The following is a 25079-nucleotide window of genomic DNA, read 5'->3' on the forward strand; positions in this document are numbered from 1 at the left end:
GTAAAGAATGATTAATCCTTTTGATGATACTTATTTTATGCGCAAAGCGCTTCAAGAAGCAGAGACTGCATTAGAAAAAGGAGAAATTCCTGTGGGTGCTGTTATTGTTGTTGAAGATAGAATAATTGCTAGAGCGCATAATTTAACAGAGTTGTTAAATGATGTAACTGCACATGCAGAAATGCAAGCCATTACTGCTGCTGCTAATTTTTTAGGAGGAAAATATCTTAAAAATTGTACGCTTTATGTAACCTTAGAGCCTTGCCAAATGTGTGCAGGAGCTTTGTATTGGAGTCAGATTTCTAAAATTGTTTATGGTGCCACAGATGAACATAGAGGTTGTGGTGTTATGAAAACTACCTTACACCCAAAAACTGAAATAGTAGGAGGTGTTTTAGCTCAAGAAGCTGCAGCTATTATGAAACGTTTTTTTATAGAAAAAAGAAATTTGAATTAATAAATTACATTAAAAAAAATCTCTGGTAGTAATACAGATGGCAGGTTGGTGCATTAGCGATAGAAACGGCATCCTTTTTTGTGCTTAAAAGTAGTTTGTTGAAATTTAATTTATGCTGCTTAAAAAAAGTGTACTACAATACAGAAATGGAGTATTACAAAAAAGATATAGTGTATAGCGCGACGCTTTGTAGCTTTTTGCGAAAAAGGGGAATGCCCTAATTATAGTTTTCTGGTATCTCCTTCGCGTTTACGCATTTTATCGAGATTTTCTTTATTAAGCATATAGTCGTTAATGTCTTTGTTTTTCCATCTGTAGTAAGAAAACATTGGAAATACTATTAAAAACAAACCTACTACACCAAAGCCTATTAGTTTTTGTGAATAGGGAAGGTTTAATGCAAAGCCCGAAATAATGCTTGTTAAAGATGCTATAAAGGCTATAAAGGTTATGATTTTTATGGGTTTCATATTTTTAAGTAACTACCTAGGTATTGTGTTTTAAGTGTTTAAGTTTATTTGTTAGGTTGTAAAATTAATTAATTCACGACGGTAAGCTGTTAATAATTTAGATTTGGATATAAAGCCAATATAAACTCCTTTTCTTACTACTGGTAAATTCCAGGCACTACTGTCGTGAAATTTTTTCATTATAGTGGTCATTTTGTCTTTTTCTATATCGATAACCTCAGGAGGGTTTTGCATGACATCTATTGCAGTTACTTCGTTGTAAAGTGTTTGGTCAAACATGATAGATCTAATATCATCTAATAAAATGATGCCTTTAAGTGTTTTGTGTTTTTTATCTATAACCGGAAAAATGTTTCGGTTAGATTTTATAACTGCTTGATTAATAATTTCTCCTAAAGTCATTTTAGTAGTAATAGATATAAAGTTGGTTTCAATTACTTTATTAATGTCCATTAAGGTTAAAACAGCATGGTCTTTGTCATGTGTTATTAGTTCTCCTTTTCTGCCTAATTCCATTGTATATACAGAATGTGGTGCAAAATGTTTGGTTATACCAAAAGAAATAGCTGAGGTAATCATTAAAGGAATAAATAGATCATAACCACCAGTAAGTTCGGCAATTAAAAAGATAGCGGTTAAAGGTGCTTGTAAAATTCCTGCTAATAAACCAGTCATACCAACAAGGGTGAAATTGCTTTCGGAAACAGGAGCGCTAAACAATCCGCAATTATTTATAATTTTAGCAATGCAGTTTCCCATGATGCTTCCCATAAAAAGTGTAGGAGCAAATATACCACCAACACCACCAGCACCAAAGGTAAGTGCGCTTGCTATGACTTTAAAAAAAACAAGTCCAGCTAGTAGTAGAATTACAGCCCAAACATTGGTTAAATCTAAATGCAAAAAATTATTTACTAATGCTTTTTCTGGGTTTCCGGCAATAAGACTGTTCATGATGTCAAAACCTTCTCCATAAAGAGGTGGAATTAAATATACCAATAGGCCAATACCAGCACCACCAAAAAGGAGTTTTTTTAAAGGTGTGTTTATTTTATCAAAAAGTTTTTGAACCCTTTCGTAAACTTCATTAAAATATATAGAAGTAAATGCTGCACAGACACCTAAAAACATGTAAAAAGGAACGTCTGAAATAATAAATTTATCCTCAATTCTAAAAGGTAATAAAATATCATCGCCAAAGAAAAAATAGGAAGTAAGGATTGCAGAAAGCGAAGCTAAAAGCAAAGGTAGCATAGATACAATGGTTAGGTCTAAGCTAAAAACTTCTATTGCAAAAATTATTGCAGCAATAGGTGCCTTAAAAATGGATGATAGTGCTCCTGCTGCAGCACAACCAATTAATAAGGTTTTTGTTTTTTGGTTCATTCTAAACAACCTAGAAATATTAGAGCTTATTGCTGCTCCTGTAGCAACAGCAGGTCCTTCTAGTCCTACAGAACCACCAAAACCTATGGTTACAGGAGCTGTAAGTATAGAGCCAAACATTTGATAGCTTTTTATGACTCCTTTACGTTTTGCTATTGCGTATAAGGTTGATGGTATACCATGACTTAATTTCGCTCTAATAATATATTTTATGATTAAATAAACGAGAATAAATCCAATGGTGGGAAACAAAAAATAAAAAGCCTGATGGTAATATTGTACTAACCGGGTTTCTAATAAATGTTGAATGAAGTGTGTTAGGTTTTTTAATATTACTGCACCAACACCTGAGGTAAAACCAACTAAAGCACTTAAAAAATATACAAACTGTTTGTTTGAGACGTGCTTGGTTCTCCAGATTAGTATTCTTTTTAATATAGGATGTTTTGCTGGCATAGTTAAAACTACTAAAAAATCCTGCAAGCAGCAGGATTTTTAATTTATGATTTTAAGTTAAGTTTTAAATTTAACTCTGTTAGTTGTTCTTCATCAATAGGAGCAGGTGCATCTATCATGACATCTCGACCAGAATTGTTTTTTGGAAACGCTATAAAGTCTCTAATGGTTTCTTGACCTCCTAAAATAGCTACCAGTCTATCTAATCCAAAAGCGAGTCCACCATGTGGTGGTGCACCATATTCAAAAGCATCCATTAAAAAGCCAAATTGTGCTTTTGCTTCTTCTTCGGTAAAACCTAAATGTTTTAACATGATGCCTTGTGTTTTCTTGTCGTGAATTCTAATAGAACCACCACCAATTTCGTTTCCGTTTAAAACTAAATCGTAAGCATTCGCTTTTACCTCACCAGGATTGGTGTCTAATAATTCTATTTGTCCTGGTTTTGGTGAGGTAAACGGATGATGCATGGCGTGGTAATTACCCGTTTCTTCGTCAAGTTCTAATAAAGGGAAGTCTATTACCCAAAGTGGAGCAAATACTTTTGGGTCGCGTAAACCTAAACGTGTTGCTAGCTCCATACGTAAAGCGCTTAATTGTGCTCTTACTTTATTAGTGTCACCAGATAAAATACAAATTAAGTCGCCAGGTTTAGCTCCTGTAACTTCAGCCCATTTAGCTAAATCTTCCTGGTTGTAAAACTTATCTACAGAAGATTTAAAGCTTCCGTCGTCATTATATCTGCAATACACCATGCCTAAGGCTCCAATTTGCGGACGTTTAATCCAACTAATCAGTTTGTCTATTTCTTTTCTGGTATATGTATTTCCGCCAGGAACAGCAATACCAACTACTAGTTCGGCATTGTTAAAAACACCAAAGTCTTTATGTTGTGCAACTGCATTAAGCTCACCAAATTGCATCCCGAAACGAATGTCTGGTTTGTCATTTCCGTATAAACGCATGGCATCATCATACAGCATTCTTGGGAATTTTTCTACTTCAACACCATTGACTTCTTTTAATAAATGACGTGTTAAACCTTCAAAAGCATTTAAAATGTCTTCTTGGTCTATAAATGCCATTTCACAATCTATTTGTGTAAATTCTGGCTGTCTGTCTGCACGTAAATCTTCGTCTCTAAAGCATTTTACAATTTGAAAATACTTATCCATACCACCAACCATAAGCAATTGCTTGAACGTTTGAGGAGATTGTGGTAAAGCGTAAAATTGTCCTTCGTTCATTCTACTTGGTACCACAAAATCACGTGCACCTTCTGGAGTAGATTTAATTAAATAAGGTGTTTCTACTTCTATAAAGCCTTCTTTAGCTAAATAGTTTCTAACTTCTTGGGTTACTTTAGATCTAAAAATAAGGCTGTTTTTTACAGGGTTACGACGAATATCTAGGTAACGATATTTCATACGTAACTCTTCACCTCCATCGGTATCATCTTCTATAGTAAAAGGAGGTAAAAGTGCTTCGTTTAAAATGGTTAATTCAGAAACTAAAATTTCTATGTCACCAGTAGACATTTTAGGGTTTTTAGAGGCACGCTCAATAACCGTTCCTTTTACTTGTATAACAAATTCACGACCCAGTTTTTGTGCTTGTTCTAAAAGGCTTTTTGAAGTGCGTTCTTCATCAAAAACTAATTGTGTAATTCCGTATCTATCACGTAAATCTACCCAAACAATAAATCCTTTGTCTCTAGATTTTTGTACCCAACCTGCAAGTGTTACTTCTGTATTTGTATGTGATGCATTTAGCTCACCACAATTATGACTTCTATACATAAAATTTTATTTGAAGTGCAAATTTAACATTTATATTTTGACTATAATTACTTATTTTAAAACAAATTAATTTGCTAGTATTTAACATTAAAATAATGAATATTATTACTGAATATTTTTAAAAATAAGAATAATTCAAAAAATATACGTAATTTGTTGTTATTTAATAATAATTAATAAAAAACCAAAAATTATGATTAAAAACTACTTAGTAGCAATGATGCTTTTCTTTGGAGCTTCGCAAATCATTGCCCAACAGCAGATTAAAGGAAGTGTGTCTGATGATACAGGACCTATTCCAGGAGTTTCTGTAGTTGTAAAAGGAACAACCACAGGAACAACCACAGATTTTGATGGCAATTTTAGTATTGAAGCTAATGATGGTGATGTTTTAATATTTTCATACGTAGGTTATGAACCACAAGAATCTATAGTTTCTGGAACTATTATGGATATCACTTTGCAATCTGGAGTTTCACTAGATGAAGTTGTTCTTGTAGGAAACAGAGCAAAACCTAGAACTATTTTAGACTCTCCTGTACCTATTGATAATATAGGAGTGGCAGAGTTAAAAAATACTGGGCAACCTACAGTAGATAAAATGTTAACCTATAAGGTGCCTTCTTTTAACTCTACAACACAAGCAATTTCTGATGGAACAGCGCATTTTGATCCTGCAGATTTAAGAGGTTTAGGGCCAAGTAGAACATTGGTTTTAGTAAATGGTAAAAGAAAAAATCAAAGTGCTTTAGTGTATATTAACGATACTCCTGGTAAAGGAGAGGTTGGTGTAGATTTAAAAAGTATACCAGCTGCTGCTATTGAACGTATAGAGGTGTTAAGAGATGGAGCTTCTGCACAATATGGATCAGATGCTATTGCAGGTGTTATTAATATGGTTTTAAAAAAGGATGTTGAGTTTACAACCGTAAGTGCAAAAGCAGGAGTAACTACAGAAGGAGATGGTTTTAATTTTGGTGCAGATTTAAACACCTCATTAAACTTAGGTAAGGAAGGAAGTTACTTAAATTTTACACTTGGGTATTACCAACAAGAAGAAACAAATAGAGCAGGTACACCAGGAAAAGATGATTTATTTGGCGTAGCAGCAGATGATCCTACTTTTGGGGATTGGCTAGCCGAAAACCCAGATTTAGGAATGACTGTAGGGCAACCAGAATTAAAAATCATGGATGTTTTTGTAAATGCAGGAGTACCAATAGGAGACAAAGGAGCAGAGTTTTATACTTTTGGAGGCTTGACCTATAGAACAGGAAAAAGTTTTGCACTATATCGTACGCCATATTGGGTACAAGATCCTTATAATTTATTACACGAAGCAGGAACAGAGTATCAAGGGTTTCAACCTACTTTTGAAACGGATATTAGAGATAATAATATGACTGCTGGTTTTAAATGGGATTGGTTTGGATTTAAGGTAGATTTAAGTGGAACCTTTGGTAGAAATGCCGTAGACTATGAAGTTAATAATACCTTAAATGTAGATTTAGGAGCTAATAGTCCTACCTCTTTTAAAGTAGGAGGTTATACCTTTAGCAATACCCTAGCTAATTTAGACCTTAGTAGAGAACTTGGAGCCTTTGTGGTTTCTTTTGGTGCTGAGGTAAGAGGAGAGCGTTTTACTACAAAATCTGGTGAATTTGCGTCTTATTATAATCCAACAGGTTCTGGAGGCGCACAGTCTTTTCCTGGATTACAACCAAGTAACGCGGTAAGTGCAACTAGAGATAATTATGGCGTTTATGGTGCTTTAGATTGGGAGCCAACCGAAAAGATTTTAATTGGTGGTGCTGTTCGTTATGAAGATTTTAGTGACTTTGGTGATAATACGTCATGGAAAATAAATGGTCGTTACTCTCTGGGAGATAAAGGCGCTATTAGAGCATCTTATAGTACAGGATTTAGAGCACCTTCACTACATCAAATTTATTTAAGTAATGTGCAAACCTTAGTGTCTGGTGGTACTATTTCTAATCAAGGTACTTTTAATAATGTAGACCCAATAATTAGAGATGGCTTGGGTGTACCACAATTAACAGCAGAAACTTCAAAAAATATTTCTGCAGGTATAACCTTTAAGCCTGTAAGTGATTTATCATTAACATTAGATTTTTACAACGTAAAAGTAGATAATAGAGTATTATTTACTAATGAAATTGGTTTTGATGGTGATTCAGGAACCACAAACCCTGTAGAGCAAATTTTAATGGATAACTCTATTACAAGTTTAAAATTCTTTGTTAATGCGGTAAATACAAATACTACAGGTGTAGACCTAGTGGCTAATTATAGAAATATAGAATTAGGTAGCGGTAAACTAGGCGCTACATTAGCAGCTAATTTTAATAATACAGATATTGATGGTAAAATTGATACACCTACATTATTAGAAGATAATGGATATGATATTTTTAATAGAAAAGAACAGTCTAGAATTCTTTCTGCCAGACCTAAAACTAAAGTGTTATTAGGTTTTGATTATGAAATAAACAAATGGAATTTGGCATTAAATAACACCTATTTTGGAGAAGTGACCTGGCAACATGCTACAGATGAAGATAAAGACCAAACATTTGCAGGAAAAGTGATTACAGATGTAATATTTGGGTATGAATTTAGCGATCGTCTTTCTGCATCTGTATCTGTAAGTAATTTATTAGATGTGTATCCAGATGAAATTGAAACAGGAGGAGATGTGGTTACAGACCTTGGTGGAAGATTTAAATATCCTTGGGAGGTAAATCAATTTGGAACTAACGGAACCACAATAAGTGGTGGATTAAATTTTAAATTCTAATTTAAAGTTAAAAAAATATAAAACACCTAAATAAGTGTTAGTACACGTAAAAAACAGAGAAGGTAATTTCTCTGTTTTTTTGTTTTACTAAGTACTTGTTAATAAATCTTGAAAGTTAATTAAAACCAGTATAAATACTTAATTTACAAGGTCTTATTGTTGTAAATGATTTAATTTATTAGTAATTTTTGATATTATTAAATATTAATCAATAAAAACCAAAAATTATGATTAAAAACTATCTAGTAGCAATGCTGCTTTTCTTCGGATTTGCACAAGTGGTTGCTCAACAGCAGATTACGGGAACGGTATCTGATGATACAGGACCAATACCAGGAGCTTCTGTGGTTGTAAAGGGAACAACAACAGGAACAGTAACAGATTTTGATGGTAAATATACAATAGAAGCCAAAAATGGAGATACATTAATGTTTTCTTATGTTGGGTATGACGCCAAAGAAGTTATTGTAATAGGAAGCGTAATGAATGTGATTTTAGAGTCTGGAGTTGCTCTAGATGAAGTTGTTTTAGTTGGGTCTAGAAGATCCGGAAGAACTGTTTTAGATTCTCCCGTACCCATAGATGTTATTGATGTACAGGAAGTAGCATCGCTTGGAGCGCAAACCACAGTAAATGAAATTTTAAATTATGTCGCTCCTTCATTTACCTCTAATGCGCAAACCGTTTCTGATGGAACAGATCATGTAGATCCTGCATCTTTAAGAGGTTTAGGACCAGACCAAGTGTTGGTTTTAATCAACGGAAAAAGACGACATAAATCTTCTTTAGTAAATGTAAATGGTACAGTTGGTACTGGTACAGTTGGTACAGATATGAATTCTATACCTTCTTCTGCAATTTCTAAAATAGAAGTATTACGTGATGGTGCTGCTGCACAATATGGGTCAGATGCTATTGCTGGTGTAATTAATATTGTCTTAAAAAAAGCGACTAATGAACTAACATTAAATGTAAATAGTGGAGCTAATATTAGTAAGCATTCCGAACAATATGATGAAGGAGGTATAGATGGTGAGAAATTTCAGATAGACGCTAACTATGGTGTAGACTTAGGTAAAAATGGAGGGTATATTAACTTTACAGGTTCTTTAGAAAATAGAGGAGCTACAAACAGAAGTGATTCTATGGGGCAGCCTATATTTACTATGTTTGATATTGCTGCTAGAAATTTAGGTTATGATGAAGCGTATAATATGAATCCTGGAGCTTTAGCAAGTTATGTTGCTGGTTTAGATCCTACCTTACAAGCGGTTTATGATCAAGGGGTTGCTAATGGTGATTCTTATTTAGATATTATAGCTTCAGATGGAGCTACTTTTGAAGGTGATACTTCTAATCCTGCTCCAATTACCGAGTATGAATTAGCGCAAAGAGGCTTGACTCGTGATGACTTTAGAATGAAAATTGGGCAATCAAAATTACGCGGTGGAAAGTTTTTGATGAATATGGAGTTGCCTTTAGATGATGCTGGGTCTACGGTGTATGCTTTTGGTGGTATTAGTTTTAGAGATGGTTTAGGAGCAGGGTTTTACAGAAGACCTGCTTATACAGATGGTAGAGGAAATCAAGAAGCACTACCAAACGGTTTTTTACCACATATAGCTTCTAAAATTATTGATAAATCTTTAGCAGCAGGAATTAAAGGTAAAATTGGAGATTGGGATGTAGATTTTTCTAATACTTATGGTACTAATAGTTTCGATTTTACTATTGAAAATACAGTAAATGCAACTTTAGGTACCTCTTCTCCTAGAGAGTTTGAAGCAGGAGGTTTTTCTTTTGCGCAAAACACTACAAACTTAGATATTTCTAAATTTTATGAAGATACTTTTTCAGGATTTAATGTTGCCTTTGGGGCAGAGTATCGTGTAGAGAACTACCAGTTAATAGCTGGAGAAGAAGCTTCATGGGCAAGTTATGATGTGAATGGTGAAATAGTAACAGGAAGTACTCCTGATGCAGACTTGGTAACTAGTTATTTTGGAAACACAGTTCCAGGAGGAGCCCAAGTGTTTCCAGGATACAGACCAGAAAACGAAGTAAATCAGAACAGAAATAGTTATGCTGGTTATGTAGATTTAGAGGCAGATATTACCGAAGCGTTTTTATTAAGTACTGCTTTTAGGTACGAAAATTATAATGATTTTGGAGATACCTTTAACTGGAAACTAGCTTCTAAATATAAATTTTCAGATGATTTTGCGGTAAGAGCGGCTTATAGTACCGGTTTTAGAGCGCCAGATTTACATCAAATTTATTTTAATGCAACAGCAACACAATTTGTTGGAGGTATACCTATAGAGCAAGGTACTTTTGCAAATAATAGTAGGTTGGCACAATTGCTTGAAATACCAAGTTTAAAAGAAGAAACTTCTAAAAACTTTAGTTTAGGGTTTACTGCTAAATTGCCAGATTTAGGTTTAAAATTTACAGTAGATGGTTATATCGTAAATGTAGAAGATAGAGTAGGCTTAACTAGAAGTTTTGGTCCTATAGATGCAGAATCTCAAGAATTGTTTGATAATGCTTCTGCTACTGCTGCTAAATTTTTTACAAACGGTTTTGATTTAGATAATAAAGGTGTTGATCTTGTTATTTCACATACTATGGCTTTAGGTAAAGGAAATCTAACCAACAATCTATCTGCTACTTTTAGAGAGGTAGAAGTTAAAAATGTAAAAGAAATTCTTGGGGAAGAAATATTAGATGAAACCCTAAAAGGTTATATCGAGGATGCTATGCCGAGTACAAAATTAAATTTAACCAATACTTATAAGTGCGAAAAATGGAATGTAATGCTTCGTAATGTATACTTTGGTGCTGTAAACGATCCAGATTTTAGAGGTACTGCAACACCTGTAGAATATGGTGCTAAAGTTGTAACAGATTTATCTGCTTCGTATGATTTAATGGACAATTTAAAAATAACAGCAGGAGCTAATAATCTATTTGATATTTATCCAGACGAAGTGCCTTTTGAAGATTCTCAATATGGGGATCAATTCATTTTTTCAAGAAGAACTTCGCAATTTGGATTTAATGGGCGTTATGTTTTTGGTAGATTAACTTTCACTTTAAAATAAAAAATTATGAAAAATATAAAATTAATATATAAACTATTCTTGCTACTTGCGGTTGTATTTGTGGTAAGTTGTGATGATAGTGATGACATCAACGATGTTGTTTCGCAAATAGATACTGGCTTAGATACTAATAATACGGTATTCTTTAATAATGATACAGATTCTGCAGATATTTATACAGGTACCAATATTTTAAATGAATTAAATATAAGTGCGATAAGTGAATTACCAACAGATACTAATGTGGTTTTTAGTGTCATGTTTCAAGATGGAACAGCAGCAGTAGAAGGTACTGATTATGCTGTTAATGACGGAATCATAGCGTCTGGAGCTCAAGAAGGAGCAGGTAGTGTTGTGTTTTATAATGTAGGAGATTATGAGGTTTCTATAACAGGTAATGATGGTGCAAGTCTTAATAATACACCTTCAAAACTTATATATAAAGTAGTACCAACAGTTACTTTTTCTATAGTTTGGGCAGACTCCTTTTATGATTATGATATGTTTTATTTAGATGGTTTTGACGCATCGTTAACAGATGTGTATACTAATGGAATTCCTGAAGGTTTAACTACTTTAGGTTATAGTGGTGGTATCTCTAATATGGAGGCTGTAACTATATTATCTACAGACTTAGTAGGTGAGACCTATTTGTACCTAGAAGATTATTATAATGATAATGCTAGCATAGATGTAACTTTAACGGTTGCAATTGAAGATGGCGCAAGTACAGATTTTCCTATAGTAATGGATATGGATAAGTTTGCTTTTAAAGTAGAAGGTACAGAAACAGATACAGGTGTTACCTTTACTTATGAAGTATTGTAAAATAGTTGTATGTGTACTAAAAAAAAATCCGAAGTATGTCTTCGGATTTTTTTTAGTACAATAATTGTAAAAAAGGTTTATTCTTCAGGTATTACTTCTGTTGATTTTCCTTTTTTTAATAGCCACATTTTAAATTTGGTAACTAGGTAAAATAATATAGGAACTACAATTAGTGTCAAGAAAGTAGCTATTAGTAAGCCGTAAATTACGGTCCACGCTAATGGTCCCCAGAAAACAACATTGTCTCCTCCCATATATATGTGCGGATTAAACTCACTAAACAGAGAAAAGAAGTTAATGTTTAACCCAATAGCTAAAGGTATTAAACCTAGTATAGTGGTTATTGCTGTTAATAATACGGGACGTAAACGCGCTTTACCTGCTTTTACAATGCTTTCAAACAAATCATCAGGTTCTAAATAAGCATCTGCATCTAAATTTAAATCATTCTTTTTTCTGTCAATTAAAAGTTGCGCATAATCTAGTAGCACTACACCATTATTTACTACAATTCCGGCTAAAGAGATAATACCTACCATAGTCATCATAATAACAAATGCGCTTCCTGTAATAACAATACCACCAAACACACCAATAAAACTCAAGAAAATAGCAAGCATAATGATGGTTGGCTTTGAAATGGAGTTAAATTGAAAAATTAGTATAAAGAAAATTAAACCAAGACCAGTAAAAAATGCACCAACTAAAAAAGTCATTTGCTTATTTTGTTCTTCTATTTGACCTGTGTAATCTACTTGTATGTTTTCTGGTAGACCTTCATAGTTTTTCATTTCATTTTGAATCTGAGTAACAATTACTCCAGCATCTGTAAAACCAGGAGAAAGTGCAGAGTAAACCGTTACCACGCGCTTGGTGTCTTTGTGTTTAATAGCATTAAAACCAGAATTGTTTTCAAATTTTGTTACCGCAGAAACAGGGACGCTTTTTAACTGTCCTGTGTTGTCTCTAAAGGTTATGTTTTGATTAAAAAGAGCGCTTGTATTGTATCTTAAATCTTCATTAAATCGCACATAAATATCAAAATCATCACCATCTTCTTTGTAGATTCCCGCTTTAGAACCAAAAATAGAATTACGTAATTGTTGTCCTACTTGCGATGAGCTAACACCTAATTCACCTGCTTTTTCACGATCTACAGTTACGCGCATTGTAGGCTTGTCTTTATTCACGTCAATTTTAAGTTCATCAATACCAGGAATGTTTTTGGTATTAATAAATTCACGCATATTTTCTGCAGTAGCAATTAGTTCGTTGTAATCGTCTCCTTCTATTTCAATATTAATAGGAGAGCCAGCAGGAGGACCGTTTTGGTCTTTTTCAACAGATATTAAAACTCCTGGGTAAATACCAACCAATGAGGTTTGTACTTTTTGCCTTAAAAGCTCACTGTCCTCACCTCTTCTGTACTTGTATTCTCGCATAGAGGCAGTAATTTTTGCCTTGTGTGGTGTTTCTGCAGCAGAACCCATATCTGTTTGTGCGTTTCCTGCACCAGCACCAACTTGAGATACGGCACTTTCTACCATAAAGTTGTAACCATTGTCCATGTATTTCTCATTGTTTAAAACGGTTGCAACACGTTTTTCTATCTCTTTAGTAATGGCATTTGTTTTTTCAATGGCCGTTCCTTCAGGGTATTCTATATAAACAATAATTTGGTTTGGTTTGTTGTCTGGAAAGAATTCTACTTTGGTACGTTGCGCACCTAATGAGGCTCCAAAAGCAACAAAAGCAAGGAGTAATAAAACAAAAGTACCAATACTTAAAATATAGGGCATTTTGCCAGAAAGGGCGCTTCGTAATTTGTGTTCATACCAGTTTTCTAAACGTACTAAGGTTTTGGTTTGAAAGTTATTTGCCCATTTACGTATAAACCATCGGTATAACCAAAGCATGATTGCTGTAAATAGCATTAAGGTACCAAGTCCTTTATATGCACCACCAAAAAGTAAGATTAATATACCAATGATAGCAATGATGCTTGTGGTTTTAATAATTTGCTTTAAAGGCATGTCTTTATCTTCAATAGTCATGAATTTAGAAACTAAAACAGAGTTAAAGAAAATAGCAACAAATAAGGAAGAACCTAAAACTACAGATAGCGTAATAGGTAATATCATCATAAAATCTCCCATAATTCCAGGCCATAAACCCAAAGGAATAAAAGCAGCAACAGTGGTTGCTGTAGATATTATAATAGGAAAAGCAATCTCTCCAATTCCTTTTTTTGCGGCTTCAATTCTGCTCATGCCTTCTTCATCCATAAGCCTGTATACGTTTTCTACAACAACAATTCCGTTGTCTACCAGCATACCAAGCCCCATGATTAAACCAAATAAAACCATAGTGTTTAAACTATGACCAAGTAGGTTTAAAATCATTAAAGACATAAACATAGACATAGGGATGGCAAAGCCTACAAAAAGAGCGTTTTTAAATCCTAAAAAGAACATTAAAACGGTAACTACTAAGATGATTCCGAAAATAATATTATTTACCAAATCATCTACTTGACCAATTGTTTTAGGAGATTGGTCATTAGTAATGGTTACTTTTAAATCTTGTGGAAATTCATTTTCTATTGCGTTTTGAACAAGTGCTTGTATTTGTTCTGCTGCAGCTACCATATTTTTACCTGCTCGTTTTTTTACGTCAAGCATCACAACAGGCTCTCCATACTCACGAGCAAATGTAGTTTTGTCTTCTTCTTTAAAAGTAATTGTTGCTATTTCTTTAAGGTAAATAGCGTTGCCGTTTTCGGCTTTTACTACAAAGTTATTAAGTTCTGAGGGTTTTTCAATTTCTCCTAATATTCTAATGGTACGTCTTTGACCACTTGTAATTAAATTACCAGCAGACATGGTTACGTTACCGCTTTTAATGGCTCCAATAACATCGTTAAAAGTAACGTTGGCAGCCATCATTTTGTAAATGTCTACAGCTACTTCTACTTCTTTTTCTTGAGCACCACGAATGTCTGCTTTTTTTATTTCTTGAATATCTTCAATATCTTCTTGAAGGTCTTCGGCAAAATCTTTTAATTTTTCTACAGGATAATCACCAGAGATATTAATATTAAGAATAGGCATTTCTTCAGAAAGACTTAAGTCAAACACATCTGGTTCTACTTTGGCTTCGTTAAAAGTTGGCCAGTCTTCACCAGAAGTTTCTGCGTCTATTTCGTCTTTTACTTTTAGTTTTGCTTGTTCTACAGTAATGTTTTCATCAAACTCTACAACAACCATAGAATAATCTTCTTGTGATGTTGAGGTGATTTCAACAACATTACTTACTGATTTTAACCGGTCTTCTAGAGGATCTGTTATAAGTTTTTCAATGTCTTCTGCTGTATTACCAGGAAAAACAGAGCTTACATATATTTTAGTTTCATTTACTTCAGGGAAATTTTCTCTTGGCATGCTAAAAAAAGCAGAAACACCAATATAAAATATTACAGCAATAAGTACATACATGGTTGTCTTATTGTTGATTGCCCAGGAAGATAAGCCAAACTCCTTATCTACATTTTTTTTCTTTGTACTCATGAATTGAAAGTATTTGTTAAATAGTTTATGGCTTTATGTTTTTAATAAACCTATAAACTCTAAACTTTTTTAATAATTAATCACTTTAACGGTTTGTCCATCTTTTACGCTACGAGCACCTTCTTTAATAATTTCTGCGTCATTTTCAATACCTTCTAAAACTTCAATAACGTCGCCTTGTGTTCTTCCTGTTTTAATAATGATTTTTTTAGCAATACCTTCTTTGTTGTTTTTTTTATCGTTTACAACATAAACATATTGCTCGCCTTCTGCATTTTCAGATATAATACTTTGTGGGATTAATATTGCTGTTTCATTAGTGTAATCGTTAATTTTAAGCTTAGCTGTTAAGTTTGGTTTTATAGATTTATCCTTATTAGGAATAGCAACTTCTATTTTAAAAGTACGATTTGCAGGATTTATATAATCTCCTGCCTGACGAATGCTAGTAGCAACTGTTTTTCCTAAAATAGGAAACTCTGCAGTAACTTCTTTTCCTTTTGTAATATTCGCTATATACGCTTCTGGTACATCTGTTTCTATATACATTTCCTCCAGATTAACAATTCTTATTAGAGGCGATTGTCCTGCAGCAACAACACTACCTTGTTCTGTAATAACATCATCTATGGTTCCAGAAAAGGGAGCTATAACATTGGTTTTGTTTAGTTGTTGTTGTAATTGGTTTACTGCTTGTGTTTGTGCTTCGTAATTAGATTTTGCTTGTAAATATTGTATTTCACTTCCTATCTTTTGATTCCAAAGTCTTTCTTGGCGCTCAAAAGTGGTTTTAGCTAAATCTGCTTGAATTTGTAACTGTGTTAGTTGTTGGCTTAGTCCACCATCATCAATTTTTGCTAGCAGTTGTCCTTTGGTAACTTTTTGCCCTTCTTTTACGTATATTTTAGTAAGTATACCATTGTACTCTGGGTGTATTACAATAAGGTTTTTGGTAGTTACATTACCTTGAATTTCTAGAACATGTTTAAATACTTCATGTTTTGCTGTAAATGTGGTTATTAATGGTACTTTTCTAACCGTATCTAGTTTAGAAATTACTTGATCTAGCAATGTGATTTTATCATGTATTACCTTTTGGTCATCTACCAATTCTGTACGTTTGGCTCTTATTTTTTCTAGATTTTCAGTAGCTAAAATATTTTCTACAGAATTTTTCTTTTTCTCTCCTCCACAGGAAACCATTAAAAGGGTAAGTAAGAATAGTGAATATATATTTTTCATTATAATGTATTTTCTGGTTGTTTTAGTTTTTAGGTATTTCATTTAAAGCAGTTTCTAGTTCTGCTTTTTTGTTTATAACATCTAGCATAGCTTGTAATAGTTCTTGCTGTGCTGTGTACAGTTGAGTTTGTGCTTGACGTAAATCGAAACTTGAAGAGATACCTTCAAAGAATTTGATTTGATTTTTTTGCTCAATACGTTCTGCAAGATTAAGGTTCGATTTTTTGTTTTGATAATCTTCCATTGCAAACTGGTAATCACTTTTAGCAGCAGCAATTTGTAGTTTTAGTTGTTGTTGTGTTTCTGTTAAATCATCTTGTGCTTTTTCAAGGTTTACTTTTGCTCTTTGTGTAGAAGCGCTACGCATACCAGAGCTAAATATTGGTATGTTTAAGCTTACACCAAATAAGGAAGAACCAAACCATTTTTGGTCGCTGTTTGTAAAGTGAAACTTTTCATTGTAAGCTGCATAGCCTCCGTTTATAAAAGCATCTAAAGTTGGTAATGCTTTACTTTTTTCTAGTTTAAGCAATAACTCTTTAGCGGTTTTATCGTTTGCAGCTATTTTGTAATCTACATTATTTTCTACATTTTCATCTGCATCTAGTAGGCTTATAACCGTATTAAAGTTAGCTAAGCCTTCTAGGTTGTCTGTTAAAGTGCTAGGTGTATTTACATTTAGACCAACTGTAATATTAAACATTTGGTACGCCAGTTTTTTTAATCTTAGGGTGTTTTGCAATTGGCTTTGTACTCCAGAAAGTGTAATTTGAAGTTGTTCTACGCTTTCTTCTTCTTCTAAACCATTTTCATATATTTTAGTGATTTCAAAAATGTTTTTTTCTAAAACAGTTATGTTTCGGTTTAAAACAGCAATGGTTTCTTCTGTAAGTAATACGTTTCCGTAGGCATTTATTACTGCTTTTCTTACTTCTAAATCGGTTTTTTCTTTTGCATTTTTAGAAATTTCTAAATATACTTTGGCAGATTGTAAGCCTACTAAATAAGAACCATCAAATAATTTTTGTGTTAATGTTGCGGTAGCTGTAGTACTTTGTTTTGTGCCAAATACAGCAGGAAATTGATCATTAACTCCTAGCCCTAATTCATTTCTTGTTGCGTCGGATAATAAACTAGCAGGAAGAAGCGATACTTGTTGTTTTAACCAGTTTTGGTAATCTACGCTTGCGTTAAGTTGAGGTAAACCAGTTGCTGTAGTTTCCCATTTTTGTAATTCTGCGGCCTTAATATCTCGAGCAGCATTTTTTACCGTTCTATTATTTTCTAAAGCATAATCTATTGCCTCTTGCAAACTAAAGCTTGTTGCTTTTTCTTGCGAAAAAACTACCGCTGTTATTAAAAAGAATAGAAGTGTGATTCTTTTTTTCATTCGTTTTTATGATTGATTGGTTTTTATGAATTTGTTTAAAGTGAGTAAGCCTTCTTCACTACAAATGGCTCTTAAGTGATATTCTAAATAGCTTTCCATAAGATAATCCATGGTGAATTTTTGACTAGGAAAAATGGTTTCATCTTTTATACCTGCCATACCATTAAAGTATAGTCTGGATGTAAAGTCTACATCAATGTTTTTTCTAAATAAACCGGTTTCTACCCCTTTTTTTAGGCTTTTTTGTACTGTTTTATGCATTTTATCAAATTGCTTGCCTTGTAAGTTTTGATAAATTTTAGGGTAGTATTTTTTTAATTGAAACTGTGGTGAGGTTTTCTCATTTTGTAAGTTCTGCATCACGTACATTTTGATTTCATATAATTCTTCAATGGGGTTTTGTGATGTTTTACAAATACAATCAATGCCTCCACAAATAGTATTAAATATATTTATTGTAGTGGTTTCAATTAATTTGGTTTTGTTTTCAAAATGCTGGTAAATTGTTTTTTTTGACATACCTAATTCATTGGCTATGTCATCCATGGTAACACTTTTAAAACCTAGTTTTAAGAAGAGTTCTCCTGATTTCTGTATTATTTTTTCTCTCATAATTTGGTGCAAATGTACATTAGGAAACTTTAAAAACCAAAAAAGTTTCCTTGGTTTTAATAATTTTCTAACATTTACTTAAAGAATAGCTTTGTTTTTTTATAATTCACTTATTTTTGCAGGATGCAAAATATTCTATTTTACCAAGAAGCATTTGTTTCCTATTTAGAGAAATTTGTTTCTAAACGCGAGCCAGAAACACTATATAACCCTATTCATTATATATTAGAGTTAGGTGGAAAAAGATTGCGTCCTGTTTTAACTTTAATGACAGCAGAAATCTTTAATAGTGATTATAATAAAGCCTTAGATGCTGCTTTAAGTATTGAAGTTTTTCATAATTTCTCTTTAGTTCATGATGATATTATGGATGATGCTCCTTTGCGCAGAGGTAAAGAAACAGTGCACGAGAAATGGAATGTAAATACAGGTATTCTTTCTGGTGATGCAATGTTAATTTTAGCATATCAACTTTTTGAAAACTATAATCCAGAAACTTTTCAGGCTTTGGCTAAACTGTTTAGTAAAACAGCATTAGAGGTTTGCGAAGGACAACAATATGATGTAGATTTTGAAACGCGTGATGATGTTACTATTGCAGAATATTTAAAAATGATTGAATACAAAACCGCTGTTTTGGTTGGTGCTGCTATGCAAATGGGAGCTATTGTTGCGCAGGCTACAGAAGAAGACCAAAACATGGTTTATCAATTTGGTAAAAACTTGGGTATTGCTTTTCAATTACAAGATGATTATTTAGACGCTTTTGGAGATCCTAAAACTTTTGGTAAACAAGTAGGGGGAGATATTATTGAAAATAAAAAAACCTATTTATATTTAAAAGCATTAGAGTTTTCTTCTGCAGAAGATCAAATACAGTTGCAGCATTTGTTTAGTATAAACCCTAAAGATGCTTCAGATAAAATTGAAGCCACAAAAGAAATTTTTATCACAAGTGGTTCTGCCAAAGCTACCAAACAAGCCATTGAAATGTATACAAACAAAGCGTTTTCAGTTTTAGAAAATTTAAATATTTCTGAAGAAAACAAAACGGCATTAATACAGTTTGGTAATCAATTAATGAATAGAACGGTTTAATTTCCTCCCAGAAATATAGGAGTCTTATTCATAGAAACTAAATTAAAATAGAAGCCTGTTAACAGGAAGGATACAAATGAAGCTACCTTTAACCTTTAATGATTTAATAGAAGAAGCAAATAGCCTGGAGCTTTATAAAAAACTAATACAGCAACTTAATAAAGATTTTCTTTTTGCTAATATAGACTTAGATTTTGATGAAGAAATAGTACCTTCAAGTTTAAAAATATTGCTTCATGAAGAGGTGTATAGGCTTATTCAAGAAAAATTTGCAGATTATTTAAACCTACTTTATATAATAGATGTGCCAGAAAAACAAGTCAAAGAGTTAAGCGGTAATGATACTGTTAAGCTGGCAGAAGATGTGGTGTTTTTAATATTAAAACGCGAATGGCAAAAAGTATGGTTTAAAAATAAATACAGTTAATTTATTAAAAATACACTCTAACAAAAGGAGACCATGCGTTTGCATAAATGCTTTTGTTATCATCAAATAGTAAATCGTATTTTACACCAATGGTAATATTTCTTGTTCTGTAACCAGCGCCAATAAAAAGAGCAGGTGACCAATAGTTTTCATCGCTATAACTAGAGTCGTCAAAATTTCTACTCACATTATTTTGTTCTAATTCACCAGAAATCTGTATTTCATTTATAGGATTGTACAGTCCTATTATACTACCGCCTACAATTGTAGATTTATATTTTCTTAATGTGTTTTTGTTTCTTAGGTAAGAACCACTTAAACCTACACCAAGAGCAAAGGTGTTGTTAAATTGATAAATAGCACTAGGAGCTAATGTAGCACTAAAAATATTGTTGCTAGTACTTAAACCAATTCCACCACCAAAGCGAACTTTTTGCCAAAATGCACTCTTTTGTTTCACATTATTATCTTGCGCTTTAGCAGATGTTGCGAAAAAACAAGTAAACACAAAAAAAGCAATAATTTTATACGCTAAAGAGGTAGATTTATTCATAATTATTAAAAATGTTAAATTTCATGTTATAAATATAATAAAACTACATCTATTTTTAGTAAATGTTGTATTTTTGAAGAAATTTTGTTGAAGCTAGATTCTTTCAAAGAAAATAATGGATAAATATTCCTTTTTAAACGCAGCACATACAGCATACTTTGCTGAATTATACGACCAATATTTACAAAACCCTGACTCTGTAGAGCCAAGTTGGAGGGCCTTTTTTCAAGGTTACGACTTTGGTAGTGAAAACTATGGCATGGAAGGTGAAATTGTAGAAAATGTTTCTGTTCAAATACCAGAACATGTTCAAAAAGAATTTCAAGTTGTAAAACTAATAGATGGTTACAGAACCAGAGGTCATTTATTTACTAAAACAAACCCTGTAAGAGCAAGGCGTAAATACGCGCCAACGCTTGAAATAGAAAATTTCGGTTTATCACAAGCAGACTTAGGTACTGTTTTTAATGCAGGAGAAACTATAGGTATAGGAGCCAAAACACTTCATGAAATACGCAACCATTTAGAAGCTATTTATTGTGACTCTATAGGTGTTGAGTATATGTACATTAGAAATGTAGAACGTAAGGAGTGGCTTCAAAGTAAATTGAGCGTTAATGATAACCAACCAAATTTTTCTGCAGACGAAAAAAAACACATACTTAAAAAATTAAACGAAGCGGTTTCCTTTGAAAGTTTTTTACATACTAAATATGTAGGTCAAAAACGTTTCTCTTTAGAAGGAGGAGAGTCTTTAATTCCTGCATTAGATGCCTTAATTGAAAAAGCATCAGAATACGATGTAAAAGAATTTGTAATGGGTATGGCTCATCGTGGTCGTTTAAGTACACTTACAAATATTTTTGGTAAATCTGCTAAAGATATTTTTAGTGAGTTTGATGGTAAAGATTACGAACAAGAAGTTTTTGATGGAGATGTAAAATATCACCTTGGTTGGACCAGTGATAGAGTAACAGACTCAGGAAAAAAAATAAACTTAAATATTGCACCTAACCCTTCGCATTTAGAAACGGTAGGAGCAGTAGTAGAAGGTATAACAAGAGCTAAGCAAGACGATAAATACCCAGAAAACCCATCGCAAGTATTACCTATAGTAGTACATGGTGATGCTGCAATTGCAGGACAAGGTTTGGTGTATGAAATTGTACAAATGGCTCAATTAGATGGTTACAAAACAAACGGAACCATTCATATTGTAGTAAATAATCAAATAGGGTTTACAACCAATTACTTAGATGCAAGATCTAGTACTTACTGTACAGATGTTGGTAAAGTAACGCTATCTCCTGTATTACATGTTAATGCAGATGATGTAGAAGCTGTGGTACACGCCGTTTTATTTGCGCTTCATTTTAGAATGAAATTTAAACGGGATGTTTTTATAGATTTATTAGGGTATAGAAAATATGGACATAATGAAGGTGATGAGCCTAAATTTACACAGCCTTTACTATATAAAGCTATTGCAAAACACAAAAATCCTAGAGATATTTATGCAGCAAAATTAATTGCTGAAGGTATTATTGATAATTCTTATGTTTTAAAATTAGAAGAAGATTATAAAAATTCTTTAGAAGAAAAATTAGAAGATTCTCGTAAAGATAAAACAACAGAAATTACACCATTTATGAGTAATGAATGGGAAAACTATACTACGGTACAAGAAGACGGAATGATGCAAGCGGTAGATACTACCTATGCTACAGAAGAATTAGCAAAAATCACGAAAGTGCTTGCTAATCTTCCTAAAGATAAAAAATTCATTCGTAAAATTTCTCGTCTTATCGAATCTAGACAAACCATGTTTGATGAGAATAGGTTAGATTGGGCAATGGCAGAACATTTAGCATACGGAACTCTTTTAGAAGAAGGATATGATGTTAGAATTTCTGGTCAAGATGTTGAAAGAGGAACTTTTTCTCACAGACATGCCGTTGTAAAAGTAGAAGACAGCGAAGAAGAAATTATATTACACAATAATATAAGTGACACACAAGGAAAATTCTTTATTTTTAATTCCTTGTTATCAGAATATGGTGTTGTAGGTTTTGATTATGGTTATGCTATGGCAAGCCCTAAAACACTAACCATTTGGGAAGCGCAATTTGGTGACTTTAGTAATGGAGCACAAATTATGCTAGACCAATATATCTCTGCAGCAGAAGATAAATGGAAACTACAAAACGGTTTGGTAATGTTGTTACCACATGGTTATGAAGGTCAAGGAGCAGAACACTCTTCTGCAAGAATGGAAAGATACTTACAGCTTTGTGCTAAAGATAATATGTTTGTTGTAGACTGTACTACACCAGCAAATATGTACCATTTGTTACGTAAACAAATGAAAGCTAATTTTAGAAAACCTTTAATTGTATTTACACCTAAAAGTTTATTACGTCATCCATTAGTAGTATCTAGTGTTGCTGAATTAGCAAACGGAAGTTTCCAGATGCTAATAGATGATAAAAAAGCGAAAGCAGAAAAAGTAAAAACATTGGTTTTTGTAACCGGAAAGTTCTATTACGATTTATTAGAAGAACAAGAAAAGTTACAAAGAGAAGATGTAGCTTTAGTACGTATAGAACAATTATTTCCATTACCAATAGAAAATATTCGTCAGGTATTAAGTAAATATAACAACGCAGAGGATGTTGTTTGGGCTCAAGAAGAACCAAGAAATATGGGAGCTTATAGCCATATGTTAATGCATTTAGACGAAGCTAAAACATTTAGAGTAGCAAGTAGAAGACCTTATGGTGCACCAGCAGCTGGTAGTTCTGTAAGATCTAAAAAACGTCATCAGGAAGTAATTGATTTCGTGTTTGACAAAACAAAAAATAATCAGAGATAATATAAAATAAAATTATAGAGCATGATTTTAGAAATGAAAGTTCCTTCACCAGGAGAATCTATTACAGAAGTAGAAATAGCAACATGGTTAGTTGAAGAAGGTGATTATGTAGAAAAAGACCAAGCTATTGCAGAAGTAGATAGCGACAAAGCAACTTTAGAACTTCCTGCAGAAGCAAGTGGTACTATTACCTTTAAAGCAGAAGAAGGAGACGCTGTTGCTGTAGGTGCAGTAGTATGTTTAATAGATACAAGTGCAGCAAAACCAGAAGGAGGAGCTACACCAGATGCACCAAAATCTGAGGCTCCAAAGGCCGAAGCACCAAAAGTAGAAGCACCTAAGGCTGAAACTTATGCAACAGGAACCGCAAGTCCTGCAGCAAAAAAGATTTTAGCAGAAAAAGGTATAGATGCAGCTGCTGTAAAAGGAACAGGTAAAGATGGTAGAGTAACTAAAGAAGATGCAGTTAAAGCTGTGCCATCTATGGGAACACCTACTGGTGGATCTCGAGGAGAATCTCGCTCTAAACTATCTATGTTACGTCGTAAAGTAGCCGAACGTTTGGTAGAAGTGAAAAATACAACAGCAATGTTAACTACGTTTAACGAAGCTAACATGACACCAATTTTTGAGCTACGTAAACAATATAAAGAAGACTTTAAAGCAAAACACGGAGTTGGTTTAGGCTTTATGAGTTTCTTTACTCTTGCAGTGGTTAGAGCTTTAAAAATGTATCCAGCTGTAAATTCAATGATGGATGGTAAAGAAATGATCTCTTTTGATTTTTGTGATATTAGTATAGCTGTATCAGGACCTAAAGGTTTAATGGTTCCAGTAATTAGAAATGCTGAAAACTTAACTTTTAGAGGTGTGGAGTCTGAAGTAAAACGTTTAGCGCTTCGTGCTAGAGATGGTCAAATTACTGTAGATGAAATGACAGGTGGAACATTTACCATTACTAATGGTGGTGTTTTTGGAAGTATGTTATCTACTCCTATTATTAATCCTCCTCAAAGTGGAATTTTAGGAATGCATAATATTATTGAAAGACCAATAGCTGTTGATGGTAAAGTAGAAATTCACCCAATGATGTATTTAGCATTATCTTATGATCATAGAATTATTGATGGTAAAGAATCTGTTGGTTTCCTAGTAGCTATTAAAGAAGCTTTAGAAAATCCTGTAGAACTGTTAATGAATAACGATATAAAGAAAGCTTTAGAAATGTAATGTTTTTAAACAATAAAAAAAAAGCGCAATTTTTTAAAATTGCGCTTTTTTTTTTTGATTAATAACTAAAGGTAAAACTACAAGATATTTACGTAAATATTAACTAATATAACTGCAATAATTAGAATAACTAAACCAGCAATAAGTAGTTTGTTTGTAAAATTTAATTTGTTGTCCATTTCTAGTGTATTTTCCATTTTCTTTTCTAATTTAATTACTGTAGTTTTTTAATTATACAGTTTGTAAGTTTATAAGTCGTTGATAAATAGCATTGTAAATATAGAATAGATAAGTCAAAAAAAAAATACGTAGTTATACGTATTTTTTTACAAAAATAATATTGCATAATTTTTCTTACAAAACCACCTAAGTATTTGATATTGTTTTGTTTGTTTCATTTTTAATTGCAAAAAGAATAATTTAGCTTTTCTATTTAAAAAAAATACAAAAGCGAAGTATAAGCTTTTAGGTGCGTAATTATTTACAAAATAATACTTTTAGGAGTTGCTATAAAAAGCGAAAACTCTACATGGTAACCAAGTAGAGTTTTCTTGCAAAAATAATTTTCCCTAAAAACTAATTAATAGCATAGTGTAAATATAGAGTAAGTTGAATAAATAAAAAATACGTAGTTCTACGTATTTTTATAAAACAAGAATATATAAATAAAAATAAAGGCTCTAGTTTAAATTAAACTAGAGCCTTTAACAATTCTCCCTTAAGAACCGATTAATAGCATTATAAAGGTAAGATATGTTTATGAAATAAAAA

General features: G+C 32.7%; 16 protein-coding genes. 8 read left to right on the forward strand and 8 right to left on the reverse strand.

The genetic code is table 11. The annotated features are described in order from the left end of the window. Nucleotides 1-7 precede the first annotated feature (7 nt). Nucleotides 8-457, forward strand: coding sequence for a nucleoside deaminase (locus KO494_RS02095; RefSeq protein WP_215965927.1), 450 nt, complete (start codon nucleotides 8-10; stop codon nucleotides 455-457). A 221-nt stretch (nucleotides 458-678) separates the two neighbouring features. On the opposite strand, the gene KO494_RS02100 is transcribed toward KO494_RS02095, so the two are convergent. Genes KO494_RS02100 through aspS form a run of 3 tightly spaced genes read right to left on the reverse strand, consistent with a single transcriptional unit; the run spans nucleotide 679 to nucleotide 4568 of the window. Continuing rightward, a complete protein-coding gene (locus KO494_RS02100) occupies nucleotides 679-927 on the reverse strand; it encodes a hypothetical protein (RefSeq protein WP_215965928.1) in 249 nt (82 codons plus the stop codon). 51 nt (nucleotides 928-978) lie between these two features. Then, nucleotides 979-2769 carry a chloride channel protein gene (locus KO494_RS02105; protein ID WP_215965929.1) on the reverse strand — a complete coding sequence of 597 codons (1791 nt, stop codon included), beginning with the start codon at nucleotides 2767-2769 and terminating at the stop codon, nucleotides 979-981. Nucleotides 2770-2813: 44 nt separating this feature from the next. After that, nucleotides 2814-4568 carry an aspartate--tRNA ligase gene (gene aspS, locus KO494_RS02110; RefSeq protein WP_215965930.1) on the reverse strand — a complete coding sequence of 585 codons (1755 nt, stop codon included), beginning with the start codon at nucleotides 4566-4568 and terminating at the stop codon, nucleotides 2814-2816. Between the two features lie 193 nt (nucleotides 4569-4761). On the opposite strand from aspS, the gene KO494_RS02115 reads away from it, so the two are divergent. From KO494_RS02115 to KO494_RS02125, 3 genes are all read left to right on the forward strand, one after another. Then, entirely contained in the window at nucleotides 4762-7386 is a 2625-nt protein-coding gene (locus KO494_RS02115) for a TonB-dependent receptor (protein WP_215965931.1), read from the forward strand. Between the two features lie 227 nt (nucleotides 7387-7613). Further along, a complete protein-coding gene (locus KO494_RS02120) occupies nucleotides 7614-10490 on the forward strand; it encodes a TonB-dependent receptor domain-containing protein (protein WP_215965932.1) in 2877 nt (958 codons plus the stop codon). Nucleotides 10491-10496: 6 nt separating this feature from the next. Further along, a complete protein-coding gene (locus KO494_RS02125; protein WP_215965933.1) occupies nucleotides 10497-11318 on the forward strand; it encodes a hypothetical protein in 822 nt (273 codons plus the stop codon). A 77-nt stretch (nucleotides 11319-11395) separates the two neighbouring features. On the opposite strand, the gene KO494_RS02130 is transcribed toward KO494_RS02125, so the two are convergent. The 4 genes from KO494_RS02130 to KO494_RS02145 form a co-directional block, all read right to left on the reverse strand. Beyond that, nucleotides 11396-14884 carry an efflux RND transporter permease subunit gene (locus KO494_RS02130; protein WP_215965934.1) on the reverse strand — a complete coding sequence of 1163 codons (3489 nt, stop codon included), beginning with the start codon at nucleotides 14882-14884 and terminating at the stop codon, nucleotides 11396-11398. Nucleotides 14885-14953: 69 nt separating this feature from the next. Then, nucleotides 14954-16126, reverse strand: a complete 1173-nt coding sequence (locus KO494_RS02135) for an efflux RND transporter periplasmic adaptor subunit (protein WP_215965935.1) — start codon at nucleotides 16124-16126, stop codon at nucleotides 14954-14956. 22 nt (nucleotides 16127-16148) lie between these two features. Next, nucleotides 16149-17516, reverse strand: a complete 1368-nt coding sequence (locus tag KO494_RS02140) for a TolC family protein (protein WP_215965936.1) — start codon at nucleotides 17514-17516, stop codon at nucleotides 16149-16151. A 6-nt stretch (nucleotides 17517-17522) separates the two neighbouring features. Further along, complete coding sequence (locus KO494_RS02145) at nucleotides 17523-18128, reverse strand: TetR/AcrR family transcriptional regulator (protein ID WP_215965937.1); 606 nt, start codon at nucleotides 18126-18128, stop codon at nucleotides 17523-17525. A gap of 123 nt (nucleotides 18129-18251) precedes the next feature. On the opposite strand from KO494_RS02145, the gene KO494_RS02150 reads away from it, so the two are divergent. Both KO494_RS02150 and KO494_RS02155 read left to right on the forward strand, forming a co-directional pair. Next, nucleotides 18252-19226: a polyprenyl synthetase family protein gene (locus KO494_RS02150; RefSeq protein ID WP_215965938.1), complete on the forward strand. Its 975-nt coding sequence runs from the start codon at nucleotides 18252-18254 to the stop codon at nucleotides 19224-19226. Nucleotides 19227-19302: 76 nt separating this feature from the next. Next, on the forward strand, nucleotides 19303-19653 hold the full coding sequence (locus KO494_RS02155; RefSeq protein ID WP_215965939.1) for a hypothetical protein: 351 nt from the start codon (nucleotides 19303-19305) through the stop codon (nucleotides 19651-19653). 4 nt (nucleotides 19654-19657) lie between these two features. Here the strand turns inward: KO494_RS02155 and KO494_RS02160 are convergent, their stop codons facing one another. Beyond that, the gene (locus KO494_RS02160; protein WP_252730226.1) at nucleotides 19658-20206 is read right to left on the reverse strand and encodes an alpha-ketoglutarate decarboxylase; all 549 of its coding nucleotides are present in this window, start codon (nucleotides 20204-20206) and stop codon (nucleotides 19658-19660) included. 115 nt (nucleotides 20207-20321) lie between these two features. Between KO494_RS02160 and KO494_RS02165 the strand changes: the two genes are divergently transcribed. Together KO494_RS02165 and odhB are read left to right on the forward strand one after the other, a co-directional pair. Then, complete coding sequence (locus tag KO494_RS02165; protein ID WP_215965940.1) at nucleotides 20322-23078, forward strand: 2-oxoglutarate dehydrogenase E1 component; 2757 nt, start codon at nucleotides 20322-20324, stop codon at nucleotides 23076-23078. 21 nt (nucleotides 23079-23099) lie between these two features. Next, nucleotides 23100-24308 (forward strand): 2-oxoglutarate dehydrogenase complex dihydrolipoyllysine-residue succinyltransferase, encoded by a 1209-nt coding sequence (gene odhB, locus KO494_RS02170; RefSeq protein ID WP_215965941.1) that lies wholly within the window; start codon nucleotides 23100-23102, stop codon nucleotides 24306-24308. Nucleotides 24309-25079: the final 771 nt, after the last annotated feature.

Origin of the sequence: Lacinutrix sp. C3R15, assembly GCF_018860825.1 — a bacterium.
Lineage (GTDB): Bacteria > Bacteroidota > Bacteroidia > Flavobacteriales > Flavobacteriaceae > Oceanihabitans.